Here is a 24,951-nt window from a genome sequence, read left to right on the forward strand (position 1 = left end):
CGAGTGCGGGCCATCCGGGCCGATCCGGGGCCTCAGCCGGAAGGATCGGAGGAGTTTTTCACGCGAGCCAGGTCGCCTACCCGGCCCCGAGCAGCCGCACCCGGCACGCGAGTTCGACCGCGAAGCGCACATCAGGATCGTCGAGGTCGATGTCGAGCTGCTCGCGGATGCGGCGCATGCGGTAGCCGACGCCGTTCGGGTGCAGCATCAGCTCCTTGCCCGCGTGTACGAGCGAGCGACCGTGGGCGAGGTACACGAGCAGTGTCCGCACGGCGTTCAGAGCGCGCTCGGGACCGAGGTCGTCGAGCGGGCGGAGCACGTCGTGCAGCAGGTCGCGGCTGATCGGCGACGCGTACACATCGAGCAGCACGCGCCGCAGCCCCGTCACGTCGGTCAGCTCGACGCCGCCCAGACGCCCGGCGGCGATCGCGGACTCCGCGGCGATCCGGGCCTCGGCGGCCGACTGCCGCAGCCCGAGCGCGCCGAGCTTCGGCGTGCCGAGCCCCAGCGTGTACGCCCACTCGGTGCCCGCGAGCTCGCGCGCCTGGTGCTGGATCAGCCGCGCGACCTCGCGCACCCGGCGCTGGTGGTCGCCGGCACCGTGCTCTTCGGTGCACACCAGCATGAGGTCGTCCTGCAGGAACGCCGCGTGCCACATCTCCTCGCGCGACTCCACGAGCTGCAGCACGAAAAGTTCGAGCGCGGGCTGCACGCTGCGCGGTGCGCGGGCCTCGGGGTCGGCGGTGTGGGTCGGCGCGAGCCAGGCGACGACGTGCGACTGGGGGAGCGGCAGCCCGAGCCGTGCGGCCTGCCCGACGAAGCCCTCGACGCGCGACGACTCGGCGAGCACGAGCTCCACGAGCAGGTCGGCGCGGGACTGGGTGGGGGCGTAGCGGTCCCGGCTCTGGCGTTGCACGACGCGCGACAGCAGCGACGCGATCACGGGCACCGACACGGCCGTGGCGCCGTCGGTGGTCGCCGCCACCAGTCGTCCTACGGGTACCTCGCCGATGCAGACGGCGTCGGATGCCGCCCACGTCGCTGTCGGGTCGGCGATCATCGACAGCTCGATGCCGAGCGCTCCGCTCGCGGCGGCGAGGATGCTCTCCGGAGTGCTCTCGGATGCCGACGCCGCCTCAGTGGCCGCCGACACCGCGTGCGCGCCGCGCATCATGGCTTCGGATGCGCCGCCGGAGATCGCGCGGTCGATGGTCTTCGCGAGTTCCGCGGCTGCGGTGCCGGCGGCGGAGAACACCGGCACGCCGCCCCGGGTCGCGAGCACCGTGGCGGTCTCGGCGAGGGCGAGGCCGGTGGTGAACACGATGCCGGCCAGTCCGCGGGCGCTGGCCTGCCGCAGTGCGACGTCGATCCGGTAGGGCGGCGGCTGCTCGTCGCCCGGGACGATGACGAGAGTCCCGGCGGGCACGGCGTCGAGTCGATCGACCGCGGCCATGTCGACGCGGACGACGATGCGCGAGTCGACGGGTCCCGCGACGTGCAGCAGTCCGAGGCGACTCGCATCTCCCCGGAGGTCTTCCAGCGTGTACTGTGCCATTCGCACAGTATGCCGGGAAACACTGGCTTCTCAGAACATTGTCGGTCGTTCGCCCCGACCGTAGCGTGAACACATGGCACAGACATCCCCGATCGCGCGCACCGAGCGCATCACCGAGATCACGGTCGATGACGTCGCCGCGCTCGGCATCGGCACCGCGATCTTCGGCACCGGCGGCGGTGGCGCCGTGTACACCAGCCAGATCATGGTCGAGAACGCGCTGCGCGATCACGGACCCGTGCCGCTCGTCACGGTCGACGACCTCGGACCCGACGACGTCGTCATCCTGATGTCGGGCATCGGCGCCCCCACGGTGGGCATCGAGATGCTCTCGGCCACCGGTCAGATCCACGCGCTGCTCGCCGAGGCGGAGCGGCTGCTCGGCCGCAAGGTCACGACGCTCATGGCGGCGGAGATCGGCGGCGGCAACGGCGTGCAGCCGGTCGGCTGGGCAGCCCGCCTCGGACTGAAGGTGCTCGACGCCGACGGCATGGGCCGCGCGTTCCCGGACGCCGCGATGGTCGCGATGAACGTCGCAGGGGTGCCGTGCGAGTGGGCGGTCCAGAGCGACGTCGTCGGCAACATCTCGGTCATGAAGACCATCGATCTGCACTGGCTCGAGCGCCACGCGCGCGCCCTCACCGTCGCGAGCGGCTCGATCTGCCTCGGCGCGCACTACCCGATGACCGCCGAGCAGGTGCGCGGCGCCGTGATCGAAGGGACCGTGAGCGCTTCCATCCGCGTCGGCCATGCGCTGATGTCGTCATCCGATCCGGTGAACGCCGTGGCCGCCGAGCTCGACGCCCGCGTGCTGATGACCGGAAAGATCACCGACCTCGACCGCCGCACCGCCGGCGGCTTCGTGCGCGGCTCGGTCACCATCTCGGGCACCGGCGCCGACCGCGGCCGCCTGCAGCGTCTCGAGCTGCAGAACGAGAACCTCCTGGTGCTCGAAGACGGCGCCGTGCTGGCCAGCGTGCCCGACCTCATCACGATCATCGACGCCGAGACCGGGCACGCGATCACCACCGAGATGCTGCGCTTCGGCCAGCGGGTGTCCGTGCTCGCCTGGGCCTGTGATCCGATCTGGCGCACCCCGCGCGGGTTGGAGCTCGCCGGACCCGCGGCCTTCGGCTACGACCTCCCGTACGTCCCGTTCGAAGGAGCAACCCGATGATCGCGCGCGACCTGGCGATCGGCGTCGACGTCGGCGGCACCAACACCGACGCCGTCGTGCTCGACGGTGACGGCCGAGTGCTGGCCTGGACCAAGCGGGCGACGACGGATGACATCACAGGCGGCATCCGCGCCGGAATCGCCGACGTGCTCGCGGCGATCGGCGAGGACCGTTCCCGCGTCTCGCGGGTCATGCTCGGCACCACGCACGCGACCAACGCGATCGTGCAGCGTCGTCAGCTCGACCGTGTCGCGATGATCCGGCTCGGGGCTCCGGCGGCGACCGAGTACCCGCCACTGACCGGCTGGCCGGATGACCTGGTGCGCATGGTGCTCGCCGGCTCCGCGATGCTCGGCGGCGGCCACATGGTCGACGGCACACCCATTTCGCCGCTCGATCGCGACGGGATCCTGCGCTTCGTCGACGGACTCGACGACTTCGACGCGATCGCCGTCGCCGGGATCTTCAGCCCTTCGTCCCCCGACCAGGAGCTCGAGGTCGCCGAGCTGCTCCGCGGTCACCTGGGTCAGGACACCCGGGTGTTCCTCAGCCAGGACATCGGTCCGACCGGCCTGCTGGAACGCGAGAACGCCACGCTGCTCAACGCCGCGCTCTACAGCGTCGCCCGCTCGGTCACCGAGGCGCTCGTCACGGTCGTCGCCGAGGAAGGACTCGATGCCGCCACCTTCTTCGCGCAGAACGACGGCACGCTCATGTCGCTCGACTACGCGGCGCAATACCCCGTGCTCACGATCGGCTCGGGACCGGCGAACTCCATCCGCGGCGCCGCCTATCTGTCGGGCCACGACGACGCGATCGTCATCGACGTCGGCGGCACGACCTCCGATCTCGGCGTCGTCGTCGGGGGTTTCCCGCGCGAATCCACGCTGCCGCGCGAGATCGGCGGCGTGCGCACGAACTTCCGGATGCCGGACATCCTCAGCGTCGGCATCGGCGGCGGAACGGTCGTCGACGTCGCCTCCGGGCGGGTCGGGCCGGACTCCGTCGGCTACCGCATCGACCCGGAGGGGCTGCTGTTCGGCGGCTCCACCCCGACGCTGACGGATGCCGCGGCGCTCGCCGGAAGCCCGGTAGCCGGCCGCGCGCTTCCGTCGCTTTCGGCGAGCGTATCCGAGGCGTTGGAAGCGGCGCTCGCCGTGGTGGCGGACCGGCTGGAAGAAGCGGTTGAGCGCCTCTCGCTCGGACGTCTCGATATCCCGCTGGTGGTGGTCGGCGGCGGCGGCTTTCTCGTGCCCGACCGGCTCGCCAGCGCCGGACGCATCCTGCGTCCGGATCACGGCGGCGTCGCCAACGCGGTCGGCGCGGCCATCTCGCTCGCCGGCGGACGTGCCGACCAGATGGCCCCGATGGGTGACCGGGATGCCGCGATCGAGCAGGCATCCGAGGCCGCAGTGGCGAAGGCCATCCAGGCGGGAGCCGACCCGCTGCAGGTGTCGGTCGTCGAGGTGCTCGAGACCCACGTGCCGTACACCGCCCAGCCCACCGTCAACGTGACGGTCAAGGCCGCAGGGCCCCTCGCCCGGCTCTCCGCCGAGGCTCCCGTCCGCTGATCCGCACCATATCTGTCCCCGAGCAATCTGTACCCGAGCACTTCCCACCCGATAAGAGGAGATCGCAATGAAACGCAGTACCGCAGTACCCGTGGCCGCCGTTCTCTCTGCGTTCGCGCTGACGCTGACGTCCTGCGCCGGTTCGACCGGTCCGTCCGAAGGTGAAGTCGTCTCGGGCGGCACCTTCGTCACCGCCGTCGGCGACGACCCGGGCGACCTCAACCCGCTCAAGGCCGTCTCGCCCGACACCTTCTCCGTTCTCGCCCTGGCCTACGAGTCGCTGATCGCCGTGACGCCCGAGGGCGAGCTCGAACCGTGGCTCGCCGAGAGCTGGGAGGAGACGGGCACCGAGGTCGTCTTCACTCTCAAGGACGGCATCACGTGCGCCGACGGGTCCGAGTTCACCGGGCAGACCGTCGCCGACAATCTGAACTACAACGCTGATCCCGAGAACGCGACGTTCTCGTACGGCTCCGTCATCGACGAGAAGATCTCGGCGACGGCCGACGGCAACACCGTCACCGTGACGAGCACGGAGAACAACCCGTTCCTCGTGGTCAACATCGGCACCATCCAGCTGGTCTGCGACGCCGGCCTGGCCGACCCGACCACGATGTCCGACGCGACCGACGGTACCGGCCTCTTCGCGCTCAGCGATATCAAGCCTGGTGACACCTACACGTTCACCAAGCGCGACGACTACACCTGGGGTCCCGACGACGTGACCAGCGAGACCAAGGGACTTCCCGACACGATAGAGGCGCGCGTCGTCACCGACGAGAGCACCGCCGCGAACCTGCTGGTGTCCGGCGAGATCAACGCTGCGACGATCTCGGGGGCGGATCGGGCTCGATTGGACTCCGCCGGCCTCACCTTCGTCGGCGTGCGCAACCCGGTCGGCGAGATCCTGTTCAACGAGAAGGAGGGGCGTCCGTTCTCCGACCCGCTCGTGCGCGAGGCGCTGTCGACCGCGATCGACCGCGACGAGGTCGGCACGGTGATCGCCGACGGCGAGGGTCTGGAGTCGATCTCCCTCGTCACCAAGAACCCGCTGCTGTGCGTCGCAGACAAGCCCGAATGGTCGCTGCCCGACACCGACCTCGACCGCTCCGCAGAACTGCTGGACGAGGCCGGATGGCTGCTCGAGTCCGACGGCCTGCGGTACAAGAACGGCGAGCCGCTCACGATCAAGTTCGTCTACAACGCGCCCACCTCGACGCACGCTGCTGCGGCAGAGCTCGTGAAGGAGACATGGGACGGCCTCGGCGTGACGACGGAGCTCTCCGGCAACGACGCGGCGGCCTGGTCCGAGCAGCTCTACACGTCGTTCGACTGGGACACAGGCTGGGTGCAGATCGCCCCCGGCGGCCCGGTGCTGCTGTCGGTGTTCTTCGATGGAGCGACGCCGGACGAGGGCGGCCTGAACTTCATGTGGGTCGACAACCCGGAGTACTCGGCTCTCGTGGCCGAGGCCTCCAGTGCGAGCCCGGACGACGCGTGCGGCATCTGGCAGGATGCGGAGAAGGAACTCATCGAGCGCTTCGACGTCTTCCCGGTGATCGACAACATCCTTCCGACCTACCAGTCGGGCGCGACGTTCGATCTGCCGAACTTCATCCAGCCCACCTCGATCCGGATGCTCGGCTGACATCATGACGACGACTCCTCCGCTCGCGACCGCTGACGTGGTCGACACGACCACGGCCGCTCTGGCGGCGCGGGCGGAGGAGCGCCGCCTGCGCCGGGGGCTCACTCCGCGCACCGCCTTCCTGCTGCGCCGACTCGGGAGACTGGTCGTCTCGCTGGCCGTCGTCATCATGGCCTCGTTCCTGCTCATGTACCTCGTACCGGGCGACCCGGTCCGCGCGGCCCTGGGCCAGAGCGCGACACCCGAGCTCGTCGAGGCGACACGCATCCAGCTCGGGCTCGACAAGTCGATGCCCGAGCAGTTCCTCCGCTTCATCGGCGGTCTCTTCACCGGCGATCTCGGCACGTCCGTGCGTCTGCAACGACCGGTCGCCGACGTGATCGGCCAGCGATTCCCGACGACGTTGCTGCTCGCGGTCCTGGCGTTCGTCATCGCGGTCGTGGGCGCCCTCCCCGCAGGGATCGGCGCGGCTGTGCTCGCCCGCTCGGGTCGCCGCCGCGGGCTGTCGATGGCCGTGTCAGCCGTTCTCGGCATCCTGATCGCGGTGCCCAGCTTCCTCCTCGCGGTCGGACTGATCTCGCTCTTCGCGGTGCGGCTCGGCTGGCTGCCCGCAGCGGGCTGGGGCGCGCCGGCAGATGCCGTGCTGCCGGTCATCGCACTCGCGATCGGTCCCATGGCCTACCTCGTGCGCATCGTGCAGGTCGAGATGCTGGCGGTGCTCGACACCACATACATGACCACCGCCCGGGCCAAGCGCCTGCCGCGGCGCCTGATCCATCTGCGCCACGCGCTGCCCAACATCGTCACCGCGACGCTCACGGTCGGCGGCATGATCCTGGCCGGACTCACCGCGGCGACGGTGCTCATCGAAGCCGTGTTCGCCATTCCTGGACTCGGGTCGATCATGGTCTCGTCGGTCGGCGCCAAGGACTATCCGATGGTGCAGGGCGTCGTCATCGTCTACGCCCTCATCGTGCTGGGCGTGAACCTCGTGGTCGACGTCATCCTCGCCACCATCGATCCGCGCTCGTCGATCACGGAGGGCTGATCCCGATGTCTCCGCGCAAGAGGTTCCTCAATCCGATCGCGATCTCCGCGATCGCCGGCAGCGCGCTGCTGCTCTTCGTCGCCGTCGCCGGCCCCACCATCTGGGGCGAGGCGGCGACCACGACCGATGTCTCGTCCCGCCTCCTCGGCGCGAGCGCCGCCCACCCGTTCGGCACTGACGAGCTCGGCCGCGACATTCTCGCTCGAGTCCTCGTCGCCACGCGCCTGACGCTGCTGCTCACTCTGGGTGCGACCGCGATCGCGCTGTGCGGCGGGATCGTGTTCGGGCTCGTCGCGAGCATCCTGCCGAAGCATCCGCGACGCCTGTTCACCGGGCTGCTCGATATCCTGCTCGCGTTCCCGTGGCTGCTGATGGTGCTGTTCTTCACGGTCATCTGGGGAGCGACGGCGACCGGTGCGATGCTCGCGATCGGCTTCGCCGGCATCCCCTCGTTCGCCCGGCTGGTCTACAACCTCGCCGCATCCGTCTCGGGACGCGACTACGTGCGGGCCGCGCGGGTGGTCGGCGTCGGACCGATAGGCGTGCTGCTGCGCCACGTGCTGCCGAACATCGCGAACCCGTTCTTCGTGAACGCTGCGGCCACCGCGAGCGTGACGCTGCTCTCGTTCGCCGGGTTGTCGTTCCTCGGCCTGGGCGTGCAGGCGCCCGAGTACGACTGGGGGCGGATGCTGCAGGAGGGGATCCTGCGTATCTACGTGAACCCGCTGGCCGCACTCGGCCCCGGCCTCGCCGTGGTGCTCGCGGGACTCGTCTTCACGATGGTGAGCGAGGCGGTCGCGGGTTCCCGGGGCGCGGGACTCCGCGCTGTCAGGGCGCGGGCCGCAGGCGCCGTCACGATCTCCGCCCGTCGCCGCGAACTCGTGGCCGAGACCGGGGAATCCGCGGGGGACGTGGTCGCCGAGATCCGCGACCTGCGCATCGCGTTCGCGACCGCCGACGGCGGGACCATCGAGCGCGTCCGCGGCGTGGACCTGACCGTCGCCCGCGGCGAGGTCGTCGGCATCGTGGGCGAATCCGGATCGGGCAAGTCGCTGACGGCGATGGCGCTCGCCGGCCTCCTCGGCGACGACGCCATCGTCACGACGTCCGCCCACACCTTCGCCGGCATCGACATGACGCGGGCGCCGTCGCCCGCCGAGCGCGCCCGCCTCGGCGTCGAGCTGGGCATGATCTTCCAAGATCCGCTGACCTCGCTGAACCCGGCCTTGACGGTCGGTCGGCAGCTCACCGAGGTGCCCGAGGTGCACATGGGCATGCGGCCGAAGGAGGCACGGGCGCGCGCGGCCGACGCGCTCGACGCCGTCGGCATCCCGAACGCCGCGCAGCGGCTGAAGCAGTATCCGCACGAGTTCTCCGGCGGTATGCGGCAGCGGGCGATGATCGGGATGGCCATGACCGGGCGTCCGCGGCTCATCGTGGCCGACGAGCCGACCACCGCGCTCGACGTGACGGTGCAGCGCCAGGTCATGGGCGTGCTGCACCGGGCGCAGGAGGAGACGGGCGCGGCGATCGTGTTTATCTCGCACGACATCGCGCTCGTGTCGGCGTTCTGCGACCGGGTCATCGTGATGAAGGACGGCCGGGCCGTGGAGACCCTCGACGCGCGCCGCATCCGCGAGGACGCCCGGCATCCGTATTCGAAGGCGCTGATCGCCTGCCTGCCCGACATGAACAGCGACCGCACGCGGCCGCTGCCGGTGATCCCGCCCGAGCTCGTGCCCGAGGCGCTCGACGAGACCCACGACGACGCCCATGACGACCGGGAGGTGACGGTGTGAGCACGCCGGAAAACGTCAACGCGCTCGAGATCGAGAACCTGAGCGTCCGCTATGGCCGCACCCGTGTGGTCGAGAACGTGAGCCTCGCCGTGCCGAAGGGACGCACCGTCGGGCTCGTGGGGGAGTCGGGATCGGGCAAGAGCACGATCGCCGCTGCCGCCGTGGGGCTCGTGCGCGCCGAGTCGGGCTCGATCCGGGTCGACGGAGCGGATGCCGTGGGCACGAACTCCGCGGCCCGCCGCACTCGCCGTCGGATGCAGCTCGTGTTCCAGGATCCGTTCTCGGCGCTGGACCCGCTCATGCCGATCGGCGACTCGATCGGCGAGGCGCTGCGGGCGACCGGCCGCCGCTGGACCAGGGCCCAACGCGTGGCACGCGTCCGGGAACTGCTGGCGAAGGTGCACCTGGATCCGGATCGCGCGGACGAGAGGCCCGGAGCGTTCTCCGGCGGCCAGCGGCAGCGCATCACGATCGCACGGGCGCTGGCGGGAGAGCCGTCGGTGCTCATCGCCGACGAGGTCACCAGCGCGCTCGACGTGTCGGTGCAGGGGGCGATCCTCAACCTCCTCCGTGAGTTGCAGCAGGACCTCGGCCTGTCGATGCTCTTCATCTCGCACAACCTCGCGGTCGTGCGGTACATCAGCGACGAGGTGTGCGTGATGCGGAATGGAAGGCTGGTCGAGGCCGGCCGGACGGAGACGCTGCTCGCGGCTCCCGGGGACCCTTATACGCAGGACCTGCTCGACGCGGTGCCTGTGCTCGGCGAGAGGATGCAGTTCGGATGACGAGACGCTTCGCAGATGCCACGGCGGAAGAGCTGCGAGAGGAACTGGTCGCGGTGCGGCGGGAGCTGCACCAGGCGGTGGAGATCGGCCTCGACCTTCCGCAGACACAGGGGATCCTGCTGCGGGAGTTGGAGGGCCTCGGTCTCGAGATCACCCGCGGCACCTCGCTGTCGTCGATCACGGCTGTCCTCCGCGGCGGTCGCCCAGGACCGGTGGTCCTGCTTCGCGGCGACATGGACGGCCTCCCGGTCGCGGAGGCGACGGGCCTGCCCTTCACCTCCACGTCCGGTGCGATGCACGCGTGCGGCCACGACCTGCACATGGCGGGACTCCTCGGTGCCGCCCGGCTGCTGGTCGCCCGCCGCGACGACCTGCCCGGCACCGTGATCTTCATGTTCCAGCCCGGTGAGGAGGGGCAGGCCGGGGGTCGCATCATGATCGAGGAGGGCGTGCTCGACGCCGCGGGGGAGCGGCCGGTCGCGGCCTACGCGATCCATGTCGACAGCGCGACCCCGCGCGGTCAGCTCGTCACGCGCGGGGGCGCCATGATGGCCAGCGCCAGCGCGATGCGGATGACCCTCCGGGGCACCGGCGGCCACGCCGCGTTCCCGCAGCTCGGGATCGATCCGGTGCCGGTGGCCGCGCAGCTCATCCTCGCGGTGCAGGCATTCGCCGCGCGGCGGCTGCCCGCCACCGACCAGGCCGTGATCTCGATCACCCGGTTGAGCAGCGACTCCGAAGCGAGTAACGTGCTGGCCGCCAGCGTCTCTCTCGAGGCGAACATCCGCACGCTCTCGTCGACCACGCTGGACACGGTGCGCACGCAGCTGCCGGTGCTGCTCGCCGGCATCGCCGAGGCGAACGGCTGCGCGTTCGAGAGTGAGTTCATCGCGTCGTATCCCGTGACGTACAACGACCCGGCCGAGACGCGCGAGGTGCTCGCGGTGCTCGACGATCTGGTCGGGGCGGAGCGCGTCACGCGGCTGGAGGCGCCGTCGATGGCCTCGGAGGATTTCTCCTACGTGCTGCAGGAGGTGCCGGGCGCCCTGGTCTTCGTGGGTGCCGCGCCCGACAGTGGGCCGCTGCCGCTGCACGCCGACAATGCGATCTTCGACGACGCGGTGCTGCCTCTGCAGGCGCAGGTACTCGCCGAGCTCGCCTGGCGGAGGCTCGAGCGCGGCTGACTGCGTTCATGCTGTGGCGCTAGGTGCCACGATCAGGCACTGGTTGTAGCTCGGCCACACATACTCTGGACTCCGCCCGACCGGCACGCTGGAACGAGCCGGCCTCAGCGCGGATGCCGGCGGAAAGGACCCTCTCATGATCTCGGCATCCACCGTGACCCGCGGCTCAGGCTCAGCATCCGGCAGGGAGAGCGCCCCCGAGTCGTCGCAGATCCGCACGATCGTCGCGTCCAGCGTCGTCGGCACCACCGTGGAGTGGTTCGACTTCTTCGCCTATTCGACGGCGGCGGCCCTCATCCTCAACGGACTGTTCTTCCCCGACTACGACCCGCTGGTCGGCACGATCCTCGCGTTCGGCGGCATCGCGGTGGGCTACTTCGGTCGTCCGCTGGGATCGATCGTCTTCGGGCACTTCGGCGACCGCATCGGACGCAAGCGGATGCTGGTGCTCTCGCTGATCCTGATGGGCGCGGCGACCTTCCTCATCGGACTTCTGCCGACGTACGCCGCGATCGGGGTCGCGGCCCCCATCCTGCTCATGGTGCTGCGCTTCGTGCAGGGCTTCGCCCTCGGCGGCGAGTGGGGCGGTGCCGTGCTGCTGGTCGTCGAGCACGCCGAACCGCGCCGACGCGCGTTCCTCGGCAGCTTCCCGCAGGTCGGGCTCGCGCTCGGCCTCACGCTGTCGACGTTGGTGTTCCTTCCGCTCGTGGCGCTGCCCGGTGACGCGTTTGCCGAGTGGGGTTGGCGCGTGCCCTTCCTGATCAGCGCGGTGCTGGTGCTGGTCGGTCTGTTCATCCGGCTGAAGATCACCGAGACGCCCGAGTTCGAGGAGATGAAGGATGCCGGCAAGGCCGCGAAGGTGCCGCTGTGGGTCACGCTCAAGACCCACCCGGCGCAGGTACTGCTCGCCGCGCTCAGCTTCGCCGTGATCGGCGCCGTCTTCTACATGCTGTTCACGTTCAGCCTCACCTACGGCACCGAGTTCATCGGCCACGAGCGTTCCGAGATGCTGACCATCGCGACGATCTGCTCGGTTCTGGCGCTCGGCGGGCTGCCGCTGGCCGGATGGCTCGCCGACCGCTTCGGGGTCGCGAAGGTCTTCGCCGCGGGCACGATCCTGTCGGTGCTGCTGGCGTTCCCCGCGTTCTGGCTGATCGACACGGGAAGCCTGGCCGCGGCTTACGTCGCCTACCTCGCGATGACGATCGCCTTCTGCGCCACCTACGGCACGCTCGGCGTGCTGTACGCGCAGGCCTTCGACGTGCGCATCCGCTACACCGGCATGTCGCTGGCCCTCGGGATCGGCACGATCATCGGCTCCGCGTTCGTGCCGATCATCTACCTCGAGCTGCTGTCGGTCTTCGGCGGCTCCTGGGCCATCGCGCTCTACATCGTGGTCGCGGGTCTGATCACCCTCGTCTCGGCCACGCTCCTGCACCGGCTCACCCGTGGCGCCGCCCGGCGCGCAGCATCTGCCCCGACTGAAGGATCCGCCCGATGATCGACGACGCTACACGCGCCCTGCTGAACACCCTCGGCGGAGTGGATGCCGCGCCCGGCTCCCTCGATGGCGTCGTCGTGCTCGACGTCACGCGGGTCGTGGCCGGTCCGTACTGCTCGATGATCCTGGCCGATCTCGGCGCGACCGTGATCAAGGTCGAGAACCCGGGAGACCCGGACTACACGCGCACCTTCCCGCCGCTGCTGGACCGCGCGGGCGAGGAGCCGCTGAGTGGGTTCTTCGCGCAGTACAACCGCAACAAGCTCGGCGTCACGCTGAATCTCAAGAGCCCGGATGCCGCGGCGGTGCTCGACCGCCTCGTCGAGAAGGCCGACGTGCTGGTCGAGAACTTCCGCCCCGGCACGATGAACCGGCTCGGGCACGGCTACGAGCGGCTGCGCACCGTGAACCCGCGACTCGTCTATGCGGCCCTCAGCGGGTACGGGCAGACCGGGCCGTACCGCTCGCGGCCGGCGTACGACAACAGCGCCCAGGCGACCGGCGGACTGTGGTCGATGAACGGTCCCGCCGGCGGACCGCCGACGCGGGTGGGCACGATCATCGGCGACCTCGCCGCCAGCCTCTACGGCGTGATCGGCGTGCTCTCGGCGCTCCGGCACGTCGAGCGCACGGGTGAGGGGCAGCTGGTCGACGTCTCGCAGCAGGACTCCGTGCTCACCCTCACCGAGAACGCGGTCGTGGCGTACACGGTCGACGGCACGATTCCCGAGCCGCTCGGCAACGAGCATCCGTTCGTCCGCCCCTACGAGCTCTTTCCCTGCCGCGACGGGTTCGTGTTCTTCGGCGGCTACACCGACAAGTTCTGGCTCATCTCGTGCGAGACGTTCGGCACCGCCGCCGACTGGGAGGCGCACCCCGACCTGCACACCATGGCCGCGCGCTTCGACGCCGAGGTCTATCGCACCGAGGTGCGGCCGATGGTCGAGCGCTGGTTCGCCGATCGCACCAAGGTCGAGTTGGAGCAGCTCGCCGGCGACCTCGTGCCGTTGAGTGCGGTGAAGGACATCGGCGAGGTCGTCGAGGATCCGCAGATCGCCGCACGCGGCATGATCGTCGAGGCCGAGTATCCGGGGCACGGCACGCTGCGCACCTTCGGGTCGCCGATCAAGCTCGACCGCACCCCGCCCCGGATGGCAGGGCTTGCACCGGACATCGGTCAGCACACCGCCGACGTGCTGCGCGACCTGCTCGGGTTCTCGCCCGACGACGTCGAAGCCCTGCGTCAGAGCGGAACCGTCTGATGGCCGGCATCCGCCTCGAGAGGCACGGGGCCATCGGGCTGATCACGATCGATCGACCCGAGAAGCTCAACGCGATGACGCTCGCGATGTACGACGAGCTCGGCGCCGCGTTCGCCGAGGTGCGAGACGACGCCGGCATCGGGGTGGCCGTGCTCACAGGCGAGGGCGACCGCGCGTTCTGCGTGGGTGCCGACCTCGGCGAATCGATCCCGGCACTGACCGAGGAACGATTCGACATCAGCGAGTGGGATGCTGCGCACCAGAAGCACTCGACGCTCGAGAAACCGGTGATCGCGGCGATCAACGGCCTGGCTCTCGGCGCCGGCTTCGAGATCATGCTGTCGACCGACATCCGTCTCGCGGCGTCGCACGCCGAGTTCGGGCTGCCGGAGACCGGGGTCGGCGTCGTGCCAGCGGGCGGCACGCTCGTGCGACTCGTCCGGCAGATCCCCTACGCGTTCGCGATGGACCTGATGCTGCGCGGAGAGCGCATCGACGCCGGCACCGCGCTGCGCTACGGACTCGTCAACCGGGTGGTCCCGGCCACCGACCTTCGCGACGAGGCGTTCCGCGTCGCGGAGCACCTGCTGGCGAAGAGCCGCACCGCCGTCGCGACGGTGAAGCGCGCGGTTCGCGCACTGCAGGATCTCCCGGAGGACGAGGCGTTCCGGCTCGAGGCCGAGCTCGGGCAGCGGGCATTCGCGAGCCCCGACGCCCGTGAGGGGCTCGACGCCTTCGCGGCACGGCGCCCTCCGGTCTTCCCCTCGCATGGCTAGGACGAACCGGCGCTCGTAGACTGCTGTTCACCCGATGGCCATACCCCTGTGGCCGTTCGCCGAGGAGGTGCGATGGCCGATCCGACCCGAGCCTCTCCCGTTGCGACGGCGGCACTGGTGCGCGGGGTCGTGTCGGCCACCCGCTCCGAGCCGGGCGAGAGCACCGCGGCGCTCGCCGCGCTGCTCGCCGAGGCCGACGTCGCCGCGGCAGAGGTCGAGGAGCTGCTGGCCTCGGTGCAGGAGGCGCAACAGCTGACCGCGCGGCTGCGCCGCCGGGCCACCGAGCTCGAGGCGCTGTTCTCGACCGCGCGTGAGCTCGTGCGTCTGCAGGACGTCACGGATGTGCTGCGTCGGCTGGTCGAACGCGCGCACGAGCTGATGGGAACCGACGTCACCTATCTCTCCGAGGTCGACGATGCGCAGGGCGACCTGCGGGTGCGGTACTCGGTGGGCACGGTCACCCCGGAGTTCCGCGATCTGCTGGTGCCGGCGGGCTACGGCCTCGCCAGCCTGGTGGCGAACAGTCGCGAACCGGTGTGGGTGCGGCAGTACGCGCGGATGGCGGATGCTCCGCACGACGCCTCGATCGACGCCGCGGTCGAGCGGGAGGGACTCGTGTCGTTCCTCGGTGTGCCGCTCGCCGTCGGCGACGAGGTGCTCGGCGCCCTGTTCGCCTGCAACCGCTTCGCGCACGACTTCACTCCTGATCAGGTGCTGCTGCTGTCGGCCTTCGCCGATCATGCGGCGGCCGTGCTGCACAGTGCGCGCGTGCTGGCCGACAGCGCGACCGCCAGGGCCCGCGCCGAACAGGCGTACCGGGAGCTGCATCGGCATCTCGAGGCGACCCAGGTGGCGAGCAGCATCCATGAGCAGCTGACGGCCGCGGTGATGTCCGGTGCCACGGTCGTCGATCTCGTCTCCACGCTCTCGGATCGGCTGGGCCGCCGCGTCTGGGCTCTGGATGACGCTGCCCGGCCGCTCGGCGCCTCGGCCGGACCCGTTCGTGGTCTTCCCGCCAGGATGCTGCTCACCGGCGCGGTCCGCGAGAGCCAGCGGAGCGGCCACGCTGCCACGATCGACCACGACGGCGGCCGCTGGCTCGTGGTCGCGATCCTGGGCGCAGACCGGGTGCTGGGCGCCATCGTCGCGGAGCGCGGGGGCGAGGACCCGCCGGACGACGACGTGGTCCGGCCGACGCTGGAGCGTGCGGCCCATGTCGCCGCGTTGGTGTCGTTCAAGCGGGATGCGGCGTCGGCGCTCCGAGCCGAGCGTCGGGCGCGTGCGTTGCTCGCGGTCATCGAGGGAGAGACGGCTCGGAATGAGGCGGATCTCCGCGCGGAGTTCTCAGCGGAGATCACCGCGTGCGCAGTCGTCGATGTGCAGGGCCGCGAGGGCGCTCTCACGGCCGCAGCCGACGCGGTCGGAGACGACGGGATCGTGGCTGTGCGCGGGGAGTACCTGATCGTCGCGTGGGGGGTGCCGGAGGCGACGGATGAGACCGAGCGGATGCGCCGCGTGCTTGCCGACCGCCTGCGCCAACCCGACATCCGCGCGGTCGTGGCCGTCGCAGAAGGCACGTCGCTCCGGGCCGCCGTCGATCGTGCCACACGCGACCTGCGTTTGCTGGTTCCTCTGGGGATCACGGACGCGACCGTGCGGTCCGACGCCTTCGCGCCGTACCATGTGCTCACCTCGGCCGCCCCGGACGCGGTCGCGCGCTTCGTCGATGAGGTGCTGGGGCGGGTGCGCGAGTGGGATTCTCGCCGAGGTACCGCGCTCGTCGAGACCCTCGCCGCTTACTTCGACGGAGGTGGCAGCCGGCAGGCGGCCGCGGCATCGCTGCGAGTTCATAAGAACACCGTCCAACAGCGTCTCGAGCGCATCTGGACCCTGCTCGAGGGCGACTGGGACGACGCCGAGTACCGATTCCGCGTGCAGGCCGCGGTAAGGCTCGAGAACCTCCGCGTCCGGTTGATCGCAGGCAGGTGACGTGTCGCACGGTGTGATGCGGTCACAGTCGAGCCCTCAGACACTGTGACGAAGTGCCGCTGACACAACGATGATCCTTGTCTAGCGTCGAAGAATGGACGCCCGTGACTTTCGACCCGTCGATCTGACTGCTCTGCGAGCGAAGATGGGGGAGCCCGACGCCCCGACCACGCAGAAGATCACCGATCACCTCGACGAAAACTGCCTGGCGTTCCTTGCGCACTCGCCGTTCTGCTGCCTGTCGACGTCGGATGCCGCGGGCAACTGCGACTGCTCACCTCGCGGCGACTACCCCGGCTTCGTCCGCGCCCTCGACGCGCAGACGCTCGTGATCCCCGACCGCCTCGGCAACAAGATCGCAGACTCGATGACGAACATCCTCGACAACGGGCACGTGGGGCTCCTGTGCTTCGTTCCCGGCATGACCGAGACCCTCCGCATCAACGGCACCGCGACGGTGACCGACGATCCGGCTCTCCTGGCCATGCTCGAGCAGGATCACGCCGTTCCCGATCTCGCCATCGTCGTCCACACCGAGCAGGTCTACCTGCACTGCGGTCGCGCGCTGCTGCGCGGCGGGCTGTGGGATCCGGAGACCCAGGATCTCGCCGCAGAGGTGCCCAGCTCGGGGCAGATCTGGGCGAGCATGTCGGGGTGGGACCCCACCGTCGGCACCGCGATCGACGATGCGATGGCCGGCGCCTACAAGGTGCTGTACTGAATGCGCTCCCGCGCGGGGATGATCCCCCTCCTCGTCAGCGAGATCCTCAGCGAGACGCCGTCGATCGTCAGCGTACGGCTCGAAGCCTCCGACGGCTCGCCGCTCCCGCCGTGGGTGCCCGGTGCCCACATCGACGTCCAGCTGATCACGCGACACGAACGGCAGTACTCGCTGTGCGGCGACCCGGCAGACCTCACGGGGTACCGCATCGCCGTGCTGCGCGAGTCTGCCTCCCGCGGAGGCTCGTACTACATCCACTCGTTCCTGCGGGTCGGCAGCCGCGTCTGGGTGCGGCCTCCGCGCAACCTGTTCGCGCTCTCTGAGGCACCCGCCTACCTGCTCCTCGCCGCGGGCATCGGCATCACGCCGATCCTCGCGATGGCCCGTCATCTGGCTGCGGAGGGGGCGGACTGGCGCATGTCATACCTCGCTCGACATAGGGATGGCATCGCGTTCTCGGCCGAGCTCGAGGGCCTCGGCGACCGGGTGACGACACACATCAGCTCGGAGCGCGGCCGGCTCGACCTGGCGGGTCTGCTGGCCGACATCGCACCCGGCACCGCGGTCTACGCCTGCGGGCCGCAGGGCTTCATCGACGAGCTCGCCGGACTCGCGGACGCACTGCCCGAGGGAAGCAGCATCCATGTCGAGCGCTTCGAGCCGAAGCCGCGCGAGCACCGACCGAACGAGGCGTTCTCGGTGGTGTGCTCGCGATCAGAGGTCACGGTCGAGGTTCCCGCGCAGCGGTCGATGCTCGACGCGCTGGCGGATGCCGGGGTCTCGGTCGGCGGTTCCTGCCTGCGCGGCGTCTGCGGCTCCTGCGCGCTGAACGTGCTCGAAGGCCTCCCCGAGCACCGGGATTCGCTCAACGCCGACGACGACTCGATGACGATCTACCCGTGCGTGTCGCGGTCGATCTCCCGAGAACTCGTCGTCGACGTCTAGGAGCGCGGAACCCTAGGACTCCTCATCGTCGGTCTCCACGCCCGGCCCGGGCCCGGGGCGGACCGGTGCATCCGGAGCGATGTCGATGCGGGTGTTGCCGTCGTGCTCGCTCACCTCGATGCGCGGCGCGGCGTCGGCTTCGGTGGCATCGGGTGCCGCCGTCAGCTGATCGTGGCGCTTCTCCTCGAAGGTCTCGTCGTCTGCGGATGCGTGATCAGGCGTGCTCATGGCTCTCCTCGGTGTTGCGGTCGTCATCGGTCTTTCGGCTCTCGGTGCGCTTCCGGCCCCACCGTGCCAGCAGGTACAGCGCCACTCCGACCGCGATCAGGATCGCGCCGAACAGCCACACGACGGGGCGCTGCTGCGTGAGGAGCAGGATGCAGGAGCCGATCCCCAGCACCGGCACGAAGGTCCACACGCGGAAGTGGTCCTGCTCGACACGGTCCCGCCTCAGCACCAGCACCGACACGTTCACGCTGAGGAAGACGAACAGGAGCAGCAGCACGACGGTCTCGGCGAGCGTCGCCAGGTCGCCGACCAGGGTGAGCCCCATCGCCACGAGAGTCGTGGTGAGGATGGCGACCCACGGGGTCTTCCGGTTCGGCAGCACGCGGCCCAGCGCGGCAGGAAGCAGGTTCTGCTCGGCCATGCCGTAGGTCAGGCGGCTGACCATGATCATCGTGAGGAGGGCGCCGTTCGCGACCGCGATGAGCGCGATCAGACTGAACAGCCAGGAGGGGATGCTGACGCCGGTCGCCTCGACCACGGCGAGGAGCGGTCCGCTGGACTCCTGCAGATCCGCCGCCGGCAGCGCGATCGAGCTCGCCAGCCCCACCAGCACGTAGACCCCGCCCGCCGTGAAGAGCGCAGCGAACAGGGCGCGGGGATACGTGCGCCGCGGGTTCTTCACCTCTTCGATCATGTTGGCCGAGGTCTCGAACCCGACGAAGGAGTAGTACGCGATCACGGCGCCGGCGAGGACGGCCATGCCGACGCTCGTTCCCTCGGGCGTCTCGGTGATGTGCGACACGTCGCCGCCGCCCCCGCCGACGAAGACCGCGACGACGGCGATCACGATCACCAGTCCGCTGAGCTCGATCGCGGTCATGACGAGGTTGGCGCCCAGGGATTCCCGGATGCCGCGGGCGTTGAGGAGCGCGACCACGGCGAGGAACGCGATGGCGACGGGAATCGTCGGCAGATCGATGAACGTGCGGAAGTAGTCGCCGGCGAACGCGATGGCGAGCCCGGCGGCGCTGGTCACGCCGGCCGCCAGCATGCTGAACCCCACGAGGAAGGAGACGAGCGGACTGCGGAAGGCCCGCTCGGCGAAGACCGCCGATCCGCCGGCCCTCGGATACTTGGTCACGAGCTCCGCGTAGGAGCCGGCCGTGAGCAGCGCGAGCAGAAGCGCGAGCAGCAGAGGCGCCCAGAGCATCCCACCCCCCTTCTCGGAGAGCACGCCCATGAGCGCGTAGATCCCCGCTCCGAGGACGTCGCCCAGGATGAAGGCGAAGAGCAGCGGTCCGGTGATGGCTCTGCGGAGGCGAGTGGGAGCCTCGGCGCCGGTCGCGGTCTCGGTGGTCATCCTCGAAAGCTAGGGCCGACGGCGGATCGCCGCGACGGGGTTGACAGATATGCCGGTGTCACGCACTCAGCATTCTCACAGACATGCCGCGCGGCGCGGCGATCCGCTGCGGGATCGCCGATAAATTGTCGTCGCACGAAGGACGGTCCGCCGGCCTCCGGCAGGGGCGATCGAGGGGATCGCTTCACGACCTGACACAAGAAACGGGTTCTCTCATGACCGGTACCGCACGGAAGGCGCTCGCCGAAGGCCTCGCGACCTTCCTCTTCGTCCTCGCCATCATCGCCGCGGTGAACAGCGAAAGCCCGCTGACACCGCTCGCGATCGGCTTCACCCTCATGGTCCTCGTCTACTCGACGGGCCACATCTCGGGTGCGCACCTGAACCCGGCCGTCTCGGTCGGTGTCTTCCTGCGCGGCGGCCTCAGCGTCGTCGACTTCATCGCCTACCTCATCGCCCAGTTCGTCGGCGGCGCGCTGGCCGCCCTCGCCAGCCTGGCCGTGTGGCCGAGCGGCGGCAAGGCGGTCGTCATCGAGATCGGACCGGCCTTCCTCGTCGAGGCGCTGTTCACGCTGATCCTCGTCTGGGTCGTGCTCAACACGGCCACCGCTAAGGGCACCGACGGCAACTCGTTCTACGGTCTCGCGATCGGTGCCACGGTGTTCATCGGCGCGGCGACCGTCGGCTCGATCTCGGGCGGCGGCTTCAACCCGGCCGTGGCCCTCGGCCTCTCGGTGGGCGGCTACTTCGCGTGGAGCTCGCTGTGGCTCTACATCGTCGCTCCGGTCGTCGGTGCGGTGATCGCTGCGATCCTGTTCCGCGTGCTCAACGCGGACGACGCCAAGAAGATCGCCGGCGAGTAACTCCCGGCTCCGAAGCGCCGCGTCCTCTCCGGAGGGCGCGGCGCTTCTGCGTGCGGCCGTATCCTCCGAGGAAAAGTCCGTCGTGCGGGGGATGCCGTCGGCATCCGCCTTCCGTAGCGTGAAGCCATGCTGATCGTCGAGGAACTCCACCTGCTGCTGACCCGGCCGGACGGACGCGTCGAGAGCGCCGCGAGCGTGCACCGCCTGTTCGCTGCGATCGCCGCGGTCATCGTCGACCTCTCCGTGCAGGGTCGCGTCGTGGTGACGGAGGAGAAGAATCCCGCCGTGCAGGTCGTCTCGGCCGAGCCGACCGGGAATCCGGTGCTCGACGCCACCCTCGTCCGTCTCGAGCCGCTGAGCGGCAAGCGCCTGCAGTCGCTCCTGATGCGGTCGAAGCTCGACCCGCTCGACCACGTCATCGAGTCGCTCGTCGTCCAGGGTGTGCTCGTGCGCGGAGAGCGCGGCTTCTTCGGGTGGGGTTCGCTGCGCACGCCGGAGTCGGATCCCGGGCCCGAGATGCTGATCCGCTCCCGGCTCGCCGCCGTGCTGTCCGGTTCGGCCGCGGCCACTCAGGCGGACGTCACGATCCTCGCGATCCTGCAGGGGATGAACGCGGCGCATCCGATCCTGAAGAACGAGGCGGCCGGGGCATCAGCGGGTCAGCTGAAGAAGCGCATCGAGCAGCTCGTCTCGGGCTCGGCAGCGGGCGACGCCGTCACGAAGGCGGTGAACACGGCGATCGCTGCGGCGCTGATGGCCGCGATGACGCCGGTCATCGTCGCGACGACGACCGGCTGAGCGCCGCTCGGATCAGCGCACGACGGCGGTGACCGGGGCCTGCCGGTCCGACGTCGCGGGAATGCGCGCGCGTGCAGCCGCGATCACGATGACCACCAGCGCGGCGCCGGTGATGATCGCGCCGAGCCAGATCGGCGAGGTGTAGCCGAACCCGGCGGAGATCCCCACGCCGCCGGCCCACGCGCCCAGCGCGTTGCCGACGTTGAACGCGCCGATGTTGGCGCCGGAGGCGAGCGTCGGCGCACCGCCGGCGTAATGCATGACCCTGCTCTGCAGACCGGGCACCGTGCCGAACCCGAATCCGCCCATCAGGAACAGGGCGAAGACGGTCGCGATCCCGGACTGCGCGAAGAGGGCGAAGAAGGCGAGCACGACGACCAGTGCCGCGATGAAGACGATGAGCGTACGGTCGATGGCCCGGTCGGCGAGGCGGCCGCCCAGCCAGTTGCCGAGCACGAGGCCGCCGCCGAAGAGCACCAGCAGCCAGGGCACGGCGGAGGACGCGAATCCGCTGACCTCGGTGAGCGTGTAGGCGATGTAGGTGAACGCCCCGAACATGCCGCCGAAGGCGAGGACCGTGACGATCAGCGAGAACCACACCTGGCCGGACCGGAAGGCCCGCAACTCCTGGTGGAGGCTGATGCTCTGATCGGGCCGCGGCAGGGCAGGTACGAGCGCCGCGATGCCGATGAACGCCAGCACGCCGATGGCGGAGATCACCCAGAAGGTCGAACGCCAGCCGAACTCCTGCCCGATGAACGTGCCGAACGGCACGCCGAAGACGTTCGCCGCGGTGAGGCCGGTGAACATGATCGCGATCGCACCGGCCTTCTTCTCCGGGGCCACCAGGCCGGCCGCGACGACAGAGCCGATGCCGAAGAACGCGCCGTGGCAGAGGGCGGCGATGATCCGGCCGGTCATGGCGGTGCCGTAGTCGGGAGCGAGCGCCGTGAGGGTGTTGCCGAGGATGAAGAGAACGAGCAGCCCCAGCAGCACGGGCTTGCGGGGCAGGCGCGTGGTCGCGGCGGTCAGCAGCAGAGCGCCCACGACGACGGCCAGCGCATAGCCGGAGATGAGCCAGCCGGCCGCGGATTCGGTGACACCGTAGTCGGCGGCGACCTCCGGCAGCAGTCCCATGATGACGAACTCGGTGAGTCCGATGCCGAACGCCCCGATGGCGAGTGCGATCAGTCCTGCGGGCATGACGATTCTCCTGATAAAGTGATTTGATTGCAGACGCCGGATATTGCGCGTCGAAGCACAATCGTTGCACACGCAACTATAAAGCGCAAGCAACTACTTGAGGAGTGCTGATGGGAATCGCGGACGACGCCGTCGAAGTGCGCGCCCAGGGGTGGCGGACACTGGCCGCTCTGCACGGTCTGATCGAAGCCGAGCTGGAGCGCGCCCTGGGTGACGCCGTCGGTCTCTCGGTCGTGGAGTACACCGTGCTCGACGCGCTGGAGCGTCAGGACGGCTGGCACATGCGCATGCAGCAGCTCGCCAGGGCGACCGCGCTGAGTCCCAGCGCCACGACCCGGCTCGTGAACCGCCTCGAGGACCGCGCCCTCCTCACGCGCGTGCTGTGCGCCGACGACCGCCGCGGCATCTACACCGAGCTGACGGCATCCGGTCGTGAGCTCTACGAACGAGCCCACCCGATCCACGACGCCACGCTCCGCCGCGCGCTGGACGAGGCGGCCACCCAGCCGGAGCTCGCTCCGGTGGTCGACGCGCTGCACGGCGTCGCGCTTCCGGCGCTCGTCACGACGACGACGGGCTGATCCCGCCCGGCGGCCGATCGTCCTGCGCGCCGGGAACGATCAGTCCCATCTCGTACGCACTGATCGCCGCCTGTGCGCGGTCGCGCAGATGGAGTTTGGTCAGGACGTTGCTGACGTGCGTCTTGACCGTGTGCTCGCTCACCACGAGTTCGGCGGCCATCTCCGCGTTCGACAGGGCGCGCCCCAACAGGACGAGGGTCTCGAGCTCTCGAGCGGTCAGCACCTCGCGATACCGGGCAGGAATGCCGGGAAGAGGCTGCCTGCGCACTGCCGCCTCGATGAGTCGTCGTGTCACCGCCGGAGCGATCAGGGCGTCGCCCGCCGCGACCACCCGGACGGCCTGCACGAGGTCGTCGCGGCGCAGATCCTTGAGCAGGTAGCCGCTCGCGCCGGAGCGCAGTGCGTCGAAGACGTAGTCGTCCTGGTCGAAGGTGGTGAGCATGATCACCCGGGTCGCCGTGGCGGCGCAGATGGCCTTCGTCGCCGCGATCCCGTCGAGCTGCGGCATCCGGATGTCCATCAGCATCACGTCGGGCCGGTGCACCTGGGCAGCGGCGATCGCCTGCAACCCGTCGCTCGCCTCCCCGACGACGTCGATGTCGGGCTGGGCGTCGAGGATCATGACGAAGCCCGTCCTGACCAGCTCCTGGTCATCGGCCACGACCACTCGAATGCTCATGAAGCGGGTATCCGAGCCGTGACCTCGAACCCGCTCGCTCCGACACGAGGGCCGGATCGCGCGGAACCACCGCACGCGGCCGCCCGCTCACGGATGCCGATCAGGCCGGCGCCGCTCCCGCTGTCCGCGCCGGGGGTCGTGGCGCGCTTGCCGTCGTCCACCACCGAGACGATCAGCTCGGAATCGTCCCAGCGCAGCGCGACCGCGACATTCTCGGCATCGGCGTGCTTGATGACGTTGGTGAGCGCCTCCTGGACGATCCGATAGACCGCGACCTCCACGTCGGGCGGCAGCGCGCGGGGGATGCCGCTGGACTGCAGGGTGCCGTGCAGGCCGATGCCGGCGACGAGATCGGGGAGCCGGGCGAGAGTCGGCTGCGGAGTCCGAGCGAGGTCGGGCTCCGCGAGCAGGCCCAGCGTTCTTCGCAGCTGACCCATCGCATCGCGGCCCGCCTCGGCGATCGCGTCGAAGATGGCCTCGCTGCGCCCGGGAACAGCAGCTCCCGCTGCCGCTCCGGCCTCCGCCTGCACGACCATCAGGCTGACCGCGTGGGCGAGGATGTCGTGCATATCCCTGGCGATCCTGGCGCGCTCCCGCTCGGCTGCCCGCTCGGCCTCCACCGCACGCTCGCGCGCTGCCCGCGCCGCCCGTTCCTCGAGCATCGTCGTGTTCTCCCGGTGGAGTTTCGCGCTTCGGCCCAGTGCGTACGCCGCTCCCCACAGGATCGCCTCCCGAATGCCGACGGCGAGCGATCCGAAGACGCCGCCGATGATCGTGATCCCGGCCGCCGCCAAGACGAGGGTCAGCCGGCGCTGCCGCTGCGGTGCCCGCTCGGCCACCGCGTACATGAGCATGAGCGCGCCGTACCAGATCGGCTGCTCCGGCCCGTCGCCGCCGACGATCGCGTACACGCCGATCCCCGCCGCGGAGATGAGCAGACAGGTGATCGGTGCATGCCGGCGCCCCAGGACGGGAAGCGAGACGAGCAGGATCGGCAGGAACTCGGCAGCGGTCCATGGCCTGCCATCCCCGCGGGTGGTGGTCAGGAACGGGGTGATCTGTCCGGCCAATGCCAGCACCGTGAGCGCGGCATCCGCTCCGGCGGGGGAAGGCTGCGCAGGCGCGCCGACCATCCGTGCAGCGCACGCCGTATCGCAGAAACGTCGGACATCGACTCCTCCTCGGATCGCGCCTGTGACCGACGCTACTCCCGCAGCCGCCGGCCGTCCTCACTCGCGCGAGGGAGATCCGAAATCGGTCGCACCGGCGATCCGCGCG

Annotated in this window: 22 protein-coding genes; 16 read left to right on the forward strand and 6 right to left on the reverse strand. The window is 70.0% G+C overall.

The genetic code is table 11. The features are described from left to right. Positions 1-76: 76 nt before the first annotated feature. The gene (locus tag ABS642_RS15780) at positions 77-1,555 is read right to left on the reverse strand and encodes a helix-turn-helix domain-containing protein (protein WP_350350839.1); all 1,479 of its coding nucleotides are present in this window, start codon (positions 1,553-1,555) and stop codon (positions 77-79) included. Positions 1,556-1,628: 73 nt separating this feature from the next. On the opposite strand from ABS642_RS15780, the gene ABS642_RS15785 reads away from it, so the two are divergent. From ABS642_RS15785 to ABS642_RS15845, 13 genes are all read left to right on the forward strand, one after another. Next, positions 1,629-2,732, forward strand: a complete 1,104-nt coding sequence (locus ABS642_RS15785) for a DUF917 domain-containing protein (protein WP_350350840.1) — start codon at positions 1,629-1,631, stop codon at positions 2,730-2,732. Continuing rightward, complete coding sequence (locus ABS642_RS15790; protein WP_350350841.1) at positions 2,729-4,303, forward strand: hydantoinase/oxoprolinase family protein; 1,575 nt, start codon at positions 2,729-2,731, stop codon at positions 4,301-4,303. The genes ABS642_RS15785 and ABS642_RS15790 overlap by 4 nt, the downstream gene beginning before the upstream one ends. 67 nt (positions 4,304-4,370) lie before the next feature. Then, entirely contained in the window at positions 4,371-5,951 is a 1,581-nt protein-coding gene (locus ABS642_RS15795; protein WP_350350842.1) for an ABC transporter substrate-binding protein, read from the forward strand. A 4-nt stretch (positions 5,952-5,955) separates the two neighbouring features. Continuing rightward, positions 5,956-6,999, forward strand: coding sequence for an ABC transporter permease (locus tag ABS642_RS15800; protein ID WP_350350843.1), 1,044 nt, complete (start codon positions 5,956-5,958; stop codon positions 6,997-6,999). A 5-nt stretch (positions 7,000-7,004) separates the two neighbouring features. Further along, entirely contained in the window at positions 7,005-8,798 is a 1,794-nt protein-coding gene (locus ABS642_RS15805; protein WP_350350844.1) for a dipeptide/oligopeptide/nickel ABC transporter permease/ATP-binding protein, read from the forward strand. Beyond that, positions 8,795-9,583, forward strand: coding sequence for an ATP-binding cassette domain-containing protein (locus ABS642_RS15810; protein ID WP_350350845.1), 789 nt, complete (start codon positions 8,795-8,797; stop codon positions 9,581-9,583). The genes ABS642_RS15805 and ABS642_RS15810 overlap by 4 nt, the downstream gene beginning before the upstream one ends. Next, positions 9,580-10,767, forward strand: coding sequence for a M20 family metallopeptidase (locus ABS642_RS15815; protein WP_350350846.1), 1,188 nt, complete (start codon positions 9,580-9,582; stop codon positions 10,765-10,767). Before ABS642_RS15810 ends, ABS642_RS15815 begins: the two co-directional genes overlap by 4 nt. A gap of 136 nt (positions 10,768-10,903) precedes the next feature. Continuing rightward, positions 10,904-12,268 (forward strand): MFS transporter, encoded by a 1,365-nt coding sequence (locus ABS642_RS15820; RefSeq protein ID WP_350350847.1) that lies wholly within the window; start codon positions 10,904-10,906, stop codon positions 12,266-12,268. Then, positions 12,265-13,530, forward strand: a complete 1,266-nt coding sequence (locus ABS642_RS15825; protein ID WP_350350848.1) for a CoA transferase — start codon at positions 12,265-12,267, stop codon at positions 13,528-13,530. Before ABS642_RS15820 ends, ABS642_RS15825 begins: the two co-directional genes overlap by 4 nt. Continuing rightward, the gene (locus ABS642_RS15830; RefSeq protein ID WP_350350849.1) at positions 13,530-14,306 is read left to right on the forward strand and encodes an enoyl-CoA hydratase/isomerase family protein; all 777 of its coding nucleotides are present in this window, start codon (positions 13,530-13,532) and stop codon (positions 14,304-14,306) included. Before ABS642_RS15825 ends, ABS642_RS15830 begins: the two co-directional genes overlap by 1 nt. Before the next feature lie 72 nt (positions 14,307-14,378). Then, the gene (locus ABS642_RS15835) at positions 14,379-16,295 is read left to right on the forward strand and encodes a helix-turn-helix domain-containing protein (protein ID WP_350350850.1); all 1,917 of its coding nucleotides are present in this window, start codon (positions 14,379-14,381) and stop codon (positions 16,293-16,295) included. Positions 16,296-16,389: 94 nt separating this feature from the next. Next, positions 16,390-17,016, forward strand: a complete 627-nt coding sequence (locus tag ABS642_RS15840; protein ID WP_350350851.1) for an MSMEG_1061 family FMN-dependent PPOX-type flavoprotein — start codon at positions 16,390-16,392, stop codon at positions 17,014-17,016. Continuing rightward, a complete protein-coding gene (locus ABS642_RS15845; RefSeq protein WP_350350852.1) occupies positions 17,017-17,961 on the forward strand; it encodes a PDR/VanB family oxidoreductase in 945 nt (314 codons plus the stop codon). Between the two features lie 12 nt (positions 17,962-17,973). On the opposite strand, the gene ABS642_RS15850 is transcribed toward ABS642_RS15845, so the two are convergent. Both ABS642_RS15850 and ABS642_RS15855 read right to left on the reverse strand, forming a co-directional pair. After that, on the reverse strand, positions 17,974-18,189 hold the full coding sequence (locus ABS642_RS15850) for a multidrug transporter (protein ID WP_350350853.1): 216 nt from the start codon (positions 18,187-18,189) through the stop codon (positions 17,974-17,976). Further along, positions 18,176-19,549: an APC family permease gene (locus tag ABS642_RS15855; RefSeq protein WP_350350854.1), complete on the reverse strand. Its 1,374-nt coding sequence runs from the start codon at positions 19,547-19,549 to the stop codon at positions 18,176-18,178. The genes ABS642_RS15850 and ABS642_RS15855 overlap by 14 nt, the downstream gene beginning before the upstream one ends. A 215-nt stretch (positions 19,550-19,764) precedes the next feature. Between ABS642_RS15855 and ABS642_RS15860 the strand changes: the two genes are divergently transcribed. Together ABS642_RS15860 and ABS642_RS15865 are read left to right on the forward strand one after the other, a co-directional pair. After that, positions 19,765-20,412: an aquaporin gene (locus ABS642_RS15860; RefSeq protein ID WP_350350855.1), complete on the forward strand. Its 648-nt coding sequence runs from the start codon at positions 19,765-19,767 to the stop codon at positions 20,410-20,412. A 126-nt stretch (positions 20,413-20,538) separates the two neighbouring features. Further along, on the forward strand, positions 20,539-21,210 hold the full coding sequence (locus tag ABS642_RS15865) for a GPP34 family phosphoprotein (RefSeq protein ID WP_350350856.1): 672 nt from the start codon (positions 20,539-20,541) through the stop codon (positions 21,208-21,210). 12 nt (positions 21,211-21,222) lie between these two features. Here ABS642_RS15865 and ABS642_RS15870 read toward each other — a convergent pair whose 3' ends face one another. After that, a complete protein-coding gene (locus tag ABS642_RS15870) occupies positions 21,223-22,413 on the reverse strand; it encodes an MFS transporter (protein ID WP_350350857.1) in 1,191 nt (396 codons plus the stop codon). A 110-nt stretch (positions 22,414-22,523) separates the two neighbouring features. On the opposite strand from ABS642_RS15870, the gene ABS642_RS15875 reads away from it, so the two are divergent. Continuing rightward, on the forward strand, positions 22,524-22,994 hold the full coding sequence (locus ABS642_RS15875; protein WP_282215525.1) for a MarR family transcriptional regulator: 471 nt from the start codon (positions 22,524-22,526) through the stop codon (positions 22,992-22,994). Here the strand turns inward: ABS642_RS15875 and ABS642_RS15880 are convergent. Together ABS642_RS15880 and ABS642_RS15885 are read right to left on the reverse strand one after the other, a co-directional pair. Continuing rightward, positions 22,975-23,673 carry a response regulator transcription factor gene (locus tag ABS642_RS15880; protein ID WP_350350858.1) on the reverse strand — a complete coding sequence of 233 codons (699 nt, stop codon included), beginning with the start codon at positions 23,671-23,673 and terminating at the stop codon, positions 22,975-22,977. The genes ABS642_RS15875 and ABS642_RS15880 overlap by 20 nt on opposite strands. Beyond that, the gene (locus ABS642_RS15885; protein WP_350350859.1) at positions 23,670-24,806 is read right to left on the reverse strand and encodes a histidine kinase; all 1,137 of its coding nucleotides are present in this window, start codon (positions 24,804-24,806) and stop codon (positions 23,670-23,672) included. Before ABS642_RS15885 ends, ABS642_RS15880 begins: the two co-directional genes overlap by 4 nt. Positions 24,807-24,951: the final 145 nt, after the last annotated feature.

The sequence above is a fragment of the Microbacterium sp. A8/3-1 genome (assembly GCF_040267695.1).
Taxonomy (GTDB): Bacteria; Actinomycetota; Actinomycetes; order Actinomycetales; family Microbacteriaceae; genus Microbacterium; species Microbacterium luteolum.